8 protein-coding genes, 2 pseudogenes and 1 riboswitch are annotated in these 12,047 nt (G+C 39.4%); of the genes and pseudogenes, 6 read left to right on the forward strand and 4 right to left on the reverse strand.

Annotated features, from left to right (window positions below):
- Nucleotides 1–174: 174 nt before the first annotated feature.
- The 5 genes from DOK79_RS11340 to DOK79_RS11360 all read left to right on the forward strand — a co-directional run bounded on the left by DOK79_RS11340 (nt 175) and on the right by DOK79_RS11360 (nt 8,685).
- Nucleotides 175–2,619, forward strand: coding sequence for a hydroxymethylglutaryl-CoA reductase, degradative (locus DOK79_RS11340; RefSeq protein ID WP_206857679.1), 2,445 nt, complete (start codon nt 175–177; stop codon nt 2,617–2,619).
- A 382-nt stretch (nt 2,620–3,001) separates the two neighbouring features.
- A complete protein-coding gene (locus DOK79_RS11345; RefSeq protein ID WP_207115953.1) occupies nt 3,002–4,297 on the forward strand; it encodes an ISL3 family transposase in 1,296 nt (431 codons plus the stop codon).
- A 236-nt stretch (nt 4,298–4,533) separates the two neighbouring features.
- Nucleotides 4,534–4,701: riboswitch (M-box (ykoK) riboswitch) on the forward strand.
- Nucleotides 4,702–4,785: 84 nt separating this feature from the next.
- Complete coding sequence (locus DOK79_RS11350; protein ID WP_206858819.1) at nt 4,786–5,931, forward strand: FtsW/RodA/SpoVE family cell cycle protein; 1,146 nt, start codon at nt 4,786–4,788, stop codon at nt 5,929–5,931.
- A complete protein-coding gene (locus tag DOK79_RS11355) occupies nt 5,921–7,060 on the forward strand; it encodes an FtsW/RodA/SpoVE family cell cycle protein (RefSeq protein ID WP_206858821.1) in 1,140 nt (379 codons plus the stop codon). The genes DOK79_RS11350 and DOK79_RS11355 overlap by 11 nt, the downstream gene beginning before the upstream one ends.
- 20 nt (nt 7,061–7,080) lie before the next feature.
- Entirely contained in the window at nt 7,081–8,685 is a 1,605-nt protein-coding gene (locus tag DOK79_RS11360) for a phosphatase PAP2/LCP family protein (RefSeq protein ID WP_206858822.1), read from the forward strand.
- A 94-nt stretch (nt 8,686–8,779) separates the two neighbouring features.
- Here DOK79_RS11360 and DOK79_RS15525 read toward each other — a convergent pair.
- From DOK79_RS15525 to DOK79_RS11375, 4 genes and pseudogenes are all read right to left on the reverse strand, one after another.
- Nucleotides 8,780–9,037 (reverse strand): annotated as a pseudogene (locus tag DOK79_RS15525) (hypothetical protein); the annotation flags it as partial.
- Between the two features lie 108 nt (nt 9,038–9,145).
- A pseudogene (locus DOK79_RS15530) lies at nt 9,146–9,520 on the reverse strand (hypothetical protein); the annotation flags it as partial.
- Nucleotides 9,521–9,706: 186 nt separating this feature from the next.
- The gene (locus DOK79_RS11370; protein WP_206858824.1) at nt 9,707–9,952 is read right to left on the reverse strand and encodes a hypothetical protein; all 246 of its coding nucleotides are present in this window, start codon (nt 9,950–9,952) and stop codon (nt 9,707–9,709) included.
- A gap of 22 nt (nt 9,953–9,974) precedes the next feature.
- Complete coding sequence (locus tag DOK79_RS11375) at nt 9,975–10,826, reverse strand: aldo/keto reductase (protein ID WP_206858825.1); 852 nt, start codon at nt 10,824–10,826, stop codon at nt 9,975–9,977.
- Between the two features lie 159 nt (nt 10,827–10,985).
- Here DOK79_RS11375 and DOK79_RS11380 point away from each other — a divergent pair, with 159 nt between their 5' ends.
- On the forward strand, nt 10,986–11,990 hold the full coding sequence (locus tag DOK79_RS11380; protein ID WP_206858826.1) for a nucleoid-associated protein: 1,005 nt from the start codon (nt 10,986–10,988) through the stop codon (nt 11,988–11,990).
- The last annotated feature ends 57 nt before the right edge of the window (nt 11,991–12,047 follow it).

A 12,047-nucleotide genomic window follows, 5' to 3' on the forward strand; every position in this document is an offset into this window, starting at 1 on the left:
ATAGATAAACATTTTTTGAAGGACGTCTCGTCGGTTACAGCGTGACGTTTTTCGTAAATCTGAGAGAAATAAGGAGGAAATCCGTTTGCTCAAAAGATTGTAACACCTATAAATCATCAGTACATTTTAAGATACATTTAGACGATTTATAGTTTTGGCAACGGGTGGCTTAACTTGAAGGAAGTCGTTATTATAGATGCTGCACGAACACCAATTGGAAAGTATCGTGGCAGTTTAAGCAGTTATTCTGCTGTTGAGTTGGGAACAATGATCACCACAGAGATTCTTGAAAGAACGGGAGTCAAAAAAGAAGCAATCGATCAAGTCATTTTTGGTAATGTGCTTCAAGCAGGAAACGGTCAAAATGTTGCAAGACAGATTGCGATCAATAGCGGGATTCCTGTGAGCGTGCCAGCAATGACAATCAATGAAGTTTGCGGATCAGGTATGAAATCTGTGATTCTTGCACGGCAACAGATCCAATTAGGCGAAGCGGATCTCGTAATAGCCGGTGGCGTTGAAAGTATGACTAGAGCGCCAATGTTACAAGTGGCAGATCTAGAAAATGAGAAGACTGAAGAAATCTCAAGCATGGTGAATGATGGGTTGACTGATGCATTCTCCAATACACATATGGGATTGACTGCAGAAAATGTGGCACAACAATTTTCTGTGACAAGAAATGAGCAAGATCAATATGCACTCAACTCGCAATTAAAAGCGGCAAAAGCGAGTGAAGCAGGGATTTTCAAGGAAGAGATCGTTCCAATCTCAAAAAATGAAGAAGTATTTGCGACGGATGAAGCCGTACGAGGCAATAGTACGTTAGAGAAATTAAGTACGTTACGGACCGTTTTTGCAGAGGACGGTACGGTTACTGCCGGCAATGCTTCTCCTTTGAACGATGGAGGCTCTGTCTTGATTTTAGCCTCTAAAGATTATGCAATTGCGTATGGGTTACCGTATTTAGCTACGATCAAAGGAGTGGCTGAAGTCGGTATCGATCCAAGTATCATGGGCGTTGCACCAATCAAAGCAATCAATACGTTGTTGGAAAAATCAGAACTTTCTATTGATGAAATCGATCTATTTGAAATCAACGAAGCGTTTGCGGCGTCATCGATCGTTGTGAATCGTGAATTGAATATCCCAGCAGATAAAGTCAATATTTATGGTGGCGCGATCGCCTTAGGTCACCCGATCGGCGCTAGTGGTGCGCGTATCTTGACAACGTTAAGCTATGCGTTGAGAAGAACACAACAACGCTATGGCGTTGCCTCTTTATGTATTGGTGGGGGTCTTGGATTAGCGGTTCTTTTAGAAGCCAATCTGCAAGAAGCTGGTGACGATCAAAAAAAAAAGTTTTATGAGCTGACACCGGAACAACGTAGACAGCGTTTAGTTCAAGAAAAAGTGATCTCGCAAGAAGACGCGACACATTTGAAAGAATCTGTGTTAGCAGAAGACATCGCCAATCATTTGATCGAAAATCAAATCAGTCAAGTAGAGATCCCATTAGGTGTCGCATTGAATTTCCAGTTGAATGGACAGAAAAAATGGATACCAATGGCAACAGAAGAGCCTTCTGTGATTGCGGCAGCGAGCAATGGCGCAAAGATGTGTGGCGATATCAGCGTCCAAATCCCGCAACGCTTGATGCGTGGGCAAATCGTTATGACCGGACGTTGTGATTATCGAAAAATCACTGAAGTCATTGAAGAAAGAAAAGCAGAACTATTCAGTTGTGCAAACGAAAGTTACCCTTCGATCGTCAAGCGTGGCGGAGGTGTGCGTGAAATCTCTACTCGTGAATTTATGGGAAGTGAACATGCCTATCTTTCATTGGATTTTTTAGTTGACGTCAAAGATGCGATGGGTGCCAATATCATCAATTCGATTTTGGAAGGTGTTGCCCTTCGACTGAAAGAATGGTTTCCGGAAGAAGAAATCTTGTTTAGTATCTTGAGCAATCTAGCGACAGAATCTTTAGCGATCGCCACTTGTACGATTCCTTTTGAGCGGTTAGCAAAGAACAAAGAAACGGGTCAGTTGATTGCTGAAAAGATTCGTCAAGCAAGCGAATATGCTAAGTTAGATCCGTATCGGGCAACGACCCATAATAAGGGAATCATGAATGGTATCGAAGCGGTCATTTTGGCAACAGGAAATGATACACGGGCAGCTGCAGCGGCAATCCATGCGTATGCTGCCAGAAATGGGCATTGGCATTACCAAGGATTGACCGACTGGCAGATCAAAGAGGATCATTTAGTAGGAAAATTGACTGTTCCTTTGGCTGTGGCAACTGTCGGAGGGGCGTCTAGAGTCTTGCCTAAAGCGAAAGCTTCTTTAGACATGTTAGCGATCGATTCTGCACAAGAATTGGCGCAAGTGATCGCAGCAGTCGGGTTAGCGCAAAATCTTGCTGCATTACGTGCTCTTGTCAGTGACGGCATCCAAAAGGGACATATGTCGTTACAAGCCAGAGCATTGGCGATCACAGTTGGTGCAAAAGGGGAAGAGATCGAACAAGTAGCAGCAAAACTGAGAGAATCAGGCAACATCAATCAACAAAACGCTTTAGCTGCCTTAGAAGCTCTTCGTACGGATAAAAAGTAGCGGTCAGTTCACGCAAGGTGGACAGCAAGGCAATGATTGCAAATAATTATCATTATTATAACGGCTCACCTTGGATGAACAAAAACATCAACGAATACTTGGCATCAAATGTTTATCATCTGAATTTAAGGTTTTTCATAAACAAACATAACATCTTTTTTGTTTTATCATCTTTGGTGGAGTTTCAATAGTTCTGATTAAACGTAACAGTCCTTGTTATTACAAGGATTTTGTTACGTTTTTTTGGCTCTATAATAAAGTGGACTGATGAATCAATTCTGATTCGTCAGTCCACTTTTTCTTTTTGGGTATTAAAAAACATATCGTTCTCTAGTATGATTAAATCACCACAAAATAAACAACTGAGAGGACGATATGCTCTATGGAAAATTCTATCAAAAAAATGCTCCGATTAACAGATAAATATTTAACCATCCAAGATGTTTCTTACGAAACGTTCCATCAAACCAATACTTTAGTTATTGACGCAGTGTTAGCTCCTCCTACTTCTGCTTGTTTGACTTGTGGCTCTGCCGTGAGAGATTCGAAGGGGAAAACGGTCATTGTCAAAAATGGCAAGAAAATGACCTGCATTCGTTTCGATCAATTCAACCATTTACCGCTAATCATGCGGCTGAAGAAACAACGTTATCACTGTAGAAACTGCCATACCCATTGGACAGCCCAAAGCTATTTTGTTCGGCCAAATCATTCGATTGCCGAGCATGTAAAAATGAAAATCATTGCTTTACTCACCGAAAAGGTCTCCTTATCTTTTATCGCAAAGCATTGCCAGGTGTCTATTCCAACGGTGACGCGTATTTTGAAGTCGTTAAAAACCTATTTACCAAAACAAGCCAAGCGCCACCTGCCCAAAGTATTGATGGTCGATGAATTTCGTTCCCATGTATCCTCAGAAGATAAGATGAGTTTTATTTGTGCCGATGGGGAAACCGGGCAATTAGTTGATATCTTACCCACTCGAAAATTGTCTCGGTTGACCACTTATTTCCAGACATGTGTGAATCCATCTGACGTCGACTATTTAGTTACTGATATGAATGCGGCGTATTTTCAACTAACAAAAAAAGTATTTCCTCATGCCAAACTGGTCATTGATCGTTTTCATGTGGTCAAACACATGAATCAAGCGTTCCAAGATTTTCGTGTCCGTGAAATGAAACGCCTGATTGCTTCGGGCAATCGGACAATGCCAAGGAAATTAAAAAGCCATTGGCGCTTACTCACCAAAAATCGGAAGAATATCAACCACACAGAATATAAAACTTGGCGTAGCTTTCGTGCCCCAAAGTATCCTTACCTGACAGAAGCCATGGTGCTTGACCGTTTATTAAGTGCTTCAACTGCCTTGAAAGTCGCCTATCAAGCGTTCCATGAACTAGCGGATGCCTTTCGTGACAAAGACCACGAGTCATTTTTCACTCTCTTGCATCAGTTACCAGAAACATTAGATAAAGAATTTCGGCTAAAACTACAAAATCTTCTGAGCTATGAAGAAGGGATTCGTCATTCTTTGATTTATCCTTACTCTAATGGGAAAATTGAAGCAAAAAACACCCACATCAAAACACTCAAACGAGTGTCTTATGGCTTTAAATCATTTGAGAACATGCGCATCCGAATCTTTTTGACGAATCAAGTCATTCACGTCAAATAACGAAGAAAATCCGGAGAAGAAGTGTTCACTTCTTCTTCCGGATTTCACTTGATTGCACTCATCAGTCCTTATTGACAAAGAGCCGTTTTTTTGTATATTTCAACCAGAAATTATAGAACAGTTATTATTAAATTTTAAAAATAATTTATATTTAATTAAAAAAAGCTAAAGTTTCATATGGTTATTCGAGCTTTTCTTGTGAATGAATAATCAAACAGGTATACTTTTTTTCAAATAGAATAACTTGTTAGGCGAGACTCCTAAACAAACATAGGCTATTGCGCAGAAACGTCGAAAGACGCCAATGTGTAAAACAGGAATTGTCGGATTAAGGCTCTTCATAAGATAGCTAAGAGAAATCTTTACGTTGTTTAGTGTCAAAACTCACACGATGAGACTGAAAAGCCAATCGTATTTTTCGTTTGGCTTTTTTTATTCAAGATGGGTAAGTGACGTATCTCCGCTGTAACACAAAGGAGAAATATAGGATGGGTGTAAAAGATATTAAAAAATTAGACTTATATTTACTCGTACCATATCTGCTGATCAGTGTGATCGGTCTGCTGATGATCTATAGTGCGAGTACGTTTCGTCTGATGTCATTCGATCAAAGTACGAAACAGCTTTTAGTTCGACAATTGGTATTCGTAGGACTGAGTTGGGGAATGATTTTTTTCATTTATCGAATCAGACCTGCATTCATACTCGATCATCGAATCGTAAAAATAATGATGGGGATCGGTATCGTCGGATTGATGTTGACGAAAGTACCAGGAATCGGTGTCAATATCAGTGGGGCGCAACGGTGGATCTCCATTGCTGGCTTTCAATTCCAACCCGCAGAAATCGTGAATGTCGGTATGATCTTTTATTTAGCTCATTATTTTAGAACATCGAAGCAATCATTGAATGAACTGAAAAAACCATTTTTGATCATCTCTTTATGTACTCTGCTGATTTTATTCCAACCAAAGGTAACTGGTGCAATTTTATTGATTTTATTAGCAGCAATCATGATCACCACGGTGCAATTACCAGTTCGTTATATCTTAGTGTTTTTTGCAGGATTACTCAGTCTTTTTTTGGTTCTCGGAGGAATCATCTACTTGCTAGGAAGCAATGATTTATTACCAAGCCTTTTTGCACACACATATGATCGTTTGACGATTGCATTTAATCCCTTTTTAGATCCATATGGCAAAGGATTCCAGATGAGCCAATCTTATTATGCCATGTATAACGGTGGACTTTTTGGGTTAGGGCTAGGGAATAGTATTACCAAAAAAGGATATTTACCAGTAGCGGAAACGGATTTTATTTTTTCGATTATTTTGGAAGAGTTAGGGCTGATTGTTGGCCTACTGATTTTGGCATTGCTATTTTCAATCATCTTGCGCTTATTTGTTTTAAGCGCCAACGAGCCAAACCAACAAATCGGCTTGATCTATTTGGGAACAGGAATGCTGCTATTGTTACAGACGAGCATCAATATTGCGAGTATCAGTGGCATGATCCCAATGACCGGTATCCCATTACCTTTTATCAGTTATGGGGGATCAAGTTATTTGATTTTATCACTGCTATTAGGAGTGTGCCTGAAACTGTCTTCACGAGGTGCCAGAAATGAAATTTAAATTCAATGAATTCAACTACGCACTATTTTTACCGATTTTTCTTTTTTATCTATTGAGTGTTGCCGTACAATATGGTGCAGCAGTATATGATCAAGTTCCAGTCAGAAGTGTTGTGTTCAAACAAATTGTCTTTTGTCTGATGTCCTTAGCGTTGTTATTGATCATGCAGCGCGTGAAAACAGTTGTTTTTTTAAAATATTCTCCGTATTTTTATGCTTTTTCTCTAGTAGTGATGGCACTTTTGCATCGCTTTTATGACCCGGTGATGTTTCAAATCACAGGAACAAAACGTTGGCTAAGAATCGGTGGTTTCTCCTTTCAGCCTTCCGAGCTAGTAAAGTTGACGTTTATTCTAGTCGTGGTTTATGTGACGTTGATCTATGAACAAAATGTCAAGCACCGGACTGTCAAAACAGATCTGTTTTATGTCGGCAAGATTTTACTCGTTAGTGTGCCGACCTTCTTATTGATGTACATGCAAAAAGATTTTGGAACAAGTTTAGTCTTTGTCATTTGCTTGGGGGCATTATTCATGATCGCTGGGGTCCATTGGAAGATCATGACGACAATGACTGCTGTTCTAGTGATTCTCGGGGCCATTTTGATTGCATTAGTATTTACTGAATACGGCAACCAGATTTTATATCGTCTGAATTTTAAGACTTATCAGTTAGATCGGGTACGGGCATGGGTCGATCCATTTGCATATAGTCAATCAATTGGCTATCAGCAATCACAAAGTTTGCTTTCGATTGGGGCAGGCGGATTTAGTGGACGAGCTTCATCGATCAATCCAGTATACGTACCGGTTCGTGAATCAGATATGATCTTTACGGTAGTTGCTGAGTCATTTGGTTTTTTAGGAAGTGTTTCAGTACTCTTTTTATATTTTTATCTTTTTTATCAAATCATTTATAGCGCAATCGAAACAAACAATAAAGGAAACGTATATCTCGCAGTCGTCTTTGTTTTCGGGTTGCTATTCCAAGTGTTTGAAAACATAGGAGCGGCGATTGGTTTACTTCCACTAACAGGGATTCCTTTACCATTTTTAAGTCAGGGAGGAACTTCCCTTTTGGTCATTGGTTGTGGACTGGGTATTATTTTAGGGTTTAAAAAGTATGATTGAGAAGTAGAAGGGAAGTTATTATGAAACAGATACCAAAAGGAACATTGGTGGTAGCACTTGTATCATTCGTCTTATTGGCGACTTTATCCACACTAGTTATCACAGAAAATACAGCATTCAACCAACTCGATTTAGCGATTTATCAGCGAGATCATTTAATAGAAATCCCTGGATTAACCACTTTTTTCAGCAATTTTGCAAAGCTTGCAACGATTTTACCTACTTTATTTTTCACTGGCTTGCTTGCGATAGTTAGTTGGAGGAAGCAGTACCATAAACTGGCGGTTTGGTCAGTTTCTATGGTTTTAACATTGAGTTTTGTCGGTTATGTTCTGAAACAAGCGATTCATCGGACGCGACCGGATGTGGAACAATTGGTTTCTAGATCGTCTTACTCCTTTCCAAGTGGTCATTCGATTTTGTCGATGACATTATTCTTAGTTTTTTTGATCACGATGTACATTATTTATCGAGAACAAAAGGTAAGTAAATTCGTTTGGGTAGCTGCTCTTTATCCAGTATTGATCGCTTGTTCTAGGATCTATTTGCGCGTACATTATCCAAGTGATATCTTCGCAGGTTTCCTGCTCAGTTTTTTAGTCGTTTTCTTATGCTATAGTTTATTTTTCTCTTTTATCACTAAAAAAACGGTCAGAAAAAAACATCAGCAAAAACGAGTGTTCAGTAGAAAGCAAAAAGGGTTGTTAGCCTTCATGTTGGTTCTTTTTTTCTTGGTAGCCTCTGGCGTCGCCTATGGTGTTCGCTTTTATTATGATGCAAAACAGACGGTGACCTCGATGCAACAGCCATTGAAAAGAGAAACCGTCCAACGTGAAAAAGATACGCCAGTTAGTATTTTAGTTTTAGGTATCGCCAATAATTCCATCCGAAAAACGGATTATCGGGCGAATACGATCATGTTAGTCACTTTGAATAATCAAAAGAAAACAACAACGATCACGAGTATTCCTAGAGACTCGTTTGTTGAGCTTGCAGATATGGACGGGAAGATCGACAAAATCAATCACGCCCATTCATATGGCGGGATCGATAAGATGGTGGATACCGTTGAACGTTACCTCGAAGTACCGATCCATCACTATGTGTCCTTGAATATGGATGGATTAGAAGCCTTGATCGATGCTGTGGGAGGAATCACTGTCAATAATGCGTTTGAATTTACAGCAGAAGATATCCATTATCCGGAAGGTGAGTTGGAATTAAATGGTTGGGAAGGCTTGCAATATGCGAGAATGCGGGCAGAAGATCCAGAGTCGGACTACGGTCGACAAAAAAGGCAAAGAGAAGTGGTCAATATTCTCGTCAATGAGTTTCTATCCGTTAAAAGTCTGTTCAACTATCGTCAACTGTTAGAAGTAGTAGGTGAAAATGGTACGACAGATATGTCCTTAGATCAAATGATCGAAATGATGAATGACTATCATACCGCGTTATCAAATATCACCAATCATCAGTTACAAGGGGAGCAGTATATTGGCGATGGAATCTTAGGAGAAGCAGGGATCTACTATGAAAAGATTCCAGAAGAGGAACGGATGAGAGTGATGCAACTGCTTCATGAACAATTAGAAATAAATGGCCAGAGCCTCTCTTATCAAGAGTAACTCTTGATCAAACCTGTGAAAGAAAAAAAGCAACGGAAATGACCGATTTTTGTCATTTCCGTTGCTTTTTAATTAGAAATCTATTTGTTCACGTTTATCTTTCGTTGATCGGTGTAGCAGCAAATTGTTCGATCAGTGGAACGAGTGTCAATTTCACTTTGTATTTGCGTTCCAACGCTTTTTCGATCGTAAACTCATTGACTGCGGACATAGAGATCTCCGCTAGTTTACGTGTGTCATCTTTGACTGTTTCGTTGATCACGACAGCATCTGCTGTTTTTTCAGCAGAGAATTTTGGATATTCTGCTACTTGTTTGGCAAAGTCATCAAAAGTCAACGCATCTGTCGAAGCGTTTTCGTCACTTGCTTGTCCATCCGTTTTTACTTCTTCACTGACTGGTTGAGAAGCTGTCTCTACTTTATCGACTTCTTTTGATGGTGCTTCTTTTACTGGCGCTTCGTTAGTAACTGGTGTTGCTACGGGTTGAGCAGTTGGTTGATCTTTTTTCATCCGTTGATCATTCCAGTAAGAAACGATCTCAATCAACAAGTTATCACGGAAACGTTCAAAAATCGTTGATTCACCTGAACGAATACGTTTCAAGACAGCTGTAAAATTATCGTCGATCGGGACATTGATACGTGTGTCTTCATTTGCTTGTCCAGCTAAGCCAATTGTTAGGACATGACGGTTTTTGGGATCAAGCATAACTTGCAATGGTAACCCATAACGACGTAAACTTTCTTCTTCCAATGAGCGGAATAATTGTGTGCGAATTCCATCTAAAGAAGGACGGAATTGTTTTAATAATTTCTGTTTTTGTTTTTTCTTCATAAATACTCTCCTTCATTCATACCCTTTCGATTATAAGAAAAAAATGAGCAAATGAAAAGGTTTATCAAGAAAAAACTTTTATTCCTCCTATAGAAAAGAAAAAAGAACCGGGATTTAATGAAAAATCCCAGTTCCAAACGGAGCTGTAAAAAGCATGTTGACTGATTTGACAGCCCGCTAATAGAGTTATTTTTTGGGCAGTAAGACAAAGGTGACTAATTCAGGTGAATAGATGACCTCGTGTCCTTGCCATTGCATCGTCATCAATGAATGATCCAAGCGCTTTTTTATTTCCGCAAGTTTTTCATCTCTTGACCAGTTTCTAGCTGGAAAATGCTGGATTTTTTCTGGTCGGATCAAAAAGATAAAATCTGGATCAAATGTTTGGGTCACAGTTTTTGGTAAACGATTTAAGCGGTCCACGGGGTTCATAAAATATCACTATCCTTTATCTTTAGAATTGTGCAGTATCTGGATCTTTTGCTTTACCAACGACGCCATCTAATTGGTCGATCGTTTTCATTTCTTCTTCTGTCAGTTCAAAATCAAATAATTCAGTATTTTCTTTGATTCTGCTTGGTGTAACAGATTTAGGTAATGGCAAGAAGCCATGTTGTAATGACCAACGCAGTGCTACTTGGGCAATGCTCTTGTTGTGAGTTTCAGCGATTTCTTTCATTTCTGGAACATCGAAGATTTTACCCGTTCCAAGAGGGCTGTAAGCTTCAAGAACGATGTCATGTTTTTGCGCATACTCAACAACAGGTGGTTGTAATTCACCAGGTGCAAGAAAGACTTGATTGACCATCGGCATGATTTTTGCTGTTTTAGCTAATTCATCCATGTGATGAGGTAAGAAGTTGCTGACACCGATTGCTTTGATTTTACCGGCTTCATATAATTCCTCAAACGCACGCCATGTTTCGGCATTAGCTTCTTGCCAATTCTCACGGAATGAGACTGGATTAGGCCAATGGATCAAGAATAGATCCACGTAGTCTGTTTGTAATTTTGTTAAAGAGTCTTCAAATGAGGACATCACTAAATCATAGCTGTGGTTTGAATTCCAAAGCTTAGTTGTCAAGAAAATCTCTTCGCGGGGAATGCCACTTTCTTTGATAGCTTGTCCAACACTTTCTTCATTTTTGTAACCTTGAGCGGTATCAATGTGACGATAACCCGCAGCTAAAGCTTCTTTTACTGAGGAAACAGCAACGTCTCCATCAGGGGTTTGCCAAGTACCGAAACCGACAACAGGGATTTCATAGCCGTTTGATAAACGATAAGTAGATGTTAATGAATTCATACTTTCAGCTCCTTTGATTTTAGTACACTTTAAGTGTAGCTTATTTTCAAAAAAAAGAAATGTATTTTGTTTGTTATATAATTTTTTTTTGCTCGAGCTATTTTGTCTCTGGCATTTTTGGTTGAATTTCCGTAAACTAGAGCAGAAAGGAATGAAACGATGGATATCTATTTAAAAAAAGCAATTTTGCATATTATTGATCGAGAAACAGGTTCCCCTGTATTTTCACAACAAGAATTGGATCTTACGAAAGAGTTTGTCCGTGATTTCCTACAAAAGAAAATCCAAAAAATCTCTTCTGCACAAACGAAAACAGGGCAACTAACGGAAGAAAGTCCTTTTTCACAAAACTTGAAACAGTGCCAAGAAAATTTTATTGAAGAAAGCGAACGCTTGGTGCAGCGGTGGTTTGACATTTATGCGGAAAGTGAAGAAGCCCCTAGTGCGGATGTCTTCGTTGTTTTGTATGAAGTGGATACAGTGATGTATTTAGCTTTATTGAAAGTCAATTATCGGGATGCGTATACTCATTTTGTAGAAGCAGATGAAGCAGGCATAGACAATCGTTTGATTTTGAATCGAGCGATTCTTGGGTCGAAATCGCAGAAAGCAGACGAAGCATTGGCAGTCAATTTATCCGATTTGACTTATGAATTGATTGAAAAGCGCTATGAATTTTCTGGTAAAAAAGAATGGTACTTCTCTGGTAAAGTGATCGAGAGCGTGCCAGCGCCTTCTTTAGAAGATAATGTCAAAGTGATCAAAAAAGTCGCAAAGCAACTTGGCAAAAAATTTGAAGCGGAAGAGTTCGATATCATGGCTGACTTAAAAGAGGCGGTGTATGATACGATCGAAGAAAAAGGGCGACTGGATCATGAACTGATTGCAGAAAAAGTCTTCAAAGAAAATATCACCGCTAAGTTGGCATTCCAAGAAGAAGTCCAAGAGCAAGGATTTATCCCAGAAGCACCACCAGTCAGAGAAGTGCAAGAAATTTCAGAGAAAAAATTTGGTAAACAAAAATTCCGTTTATCTAACGGCATTGAATTGATCGTGCCAGTCGATGTTTATCGTAATCCGGATCTGATTGAATTTGTCAATAATCCTGACGGCACGATCTCAGTGATGATCAAAAACGTTGATGAAGTACTGAATCGTTTATAAAGCTAGCTAGCAGTCCAGAACAAAGTGTCTAGATGCAAGAAAAAGCCACCACCCACG

Source organism: Enterococcus sp. DIV1094 (assembly GCF_017316305.2).
GTDB lineage: Bacteria > Bacillota > Bacilli > Lactobacillales > Enterococcaceae > Enterococcus_B > Enterococcus_B mangumiae.

What these genes read in the sequence shown, in the direction of transcription:
- DOK79_RS11345 (WP_207115953.1), top strand. Translation starts at nt 3,002, where the DNA reads ATGGAAAATTCTATCAAAAAAATGCTCCGATTAACAGATAAATATTTA.
- DOK79_RS11350 (WP_206858819.1), top strand. Translation starts at nt 4,786, where the DNA reads ATGGGTGTAAAAGATATTAAAAAATTAGACTTATATTTACTCGTACCA.
- DOK79_RS11355 (WP_206858821.1), top strand. Translation starts at nt 5,921, where the DNA reads ATGAAATTTAAATTCAATGAATTCAACTACGCACTATTTTTACCGATT.
- DOK79_RS11360 (WP_206858822.1), top strand. Translation starts at nt 7,081, where the DNA reads ATGAAACAGATACCAAAAGGAACATTGGTGGTAGCACTTGTATCATTC.
- DOK79_RS11370 (WP_206858824.1), bottom strand. Translation starts at nt 9,952, where the DNA reads ATGAACCCCGTGGACCGCTTAAATCGTTTACCAAAAACTGTGACCCAA.
- DOK79_RS11375 (WP_206858825.1), bottom strand. Translation starts at nt 10,826, where the DNA reads ATGAATTCATTAACATCTACTTATCGTTTATCAAACGGCTATGAAATC.
- DOK79_RS11380 (WP_206858826.1), top strand. Translation starts at nt 10,986, where the DNA reads ATGGATATCTATTTAAAAAAAGCAATTTTGCATATTATTGATCGAGAA.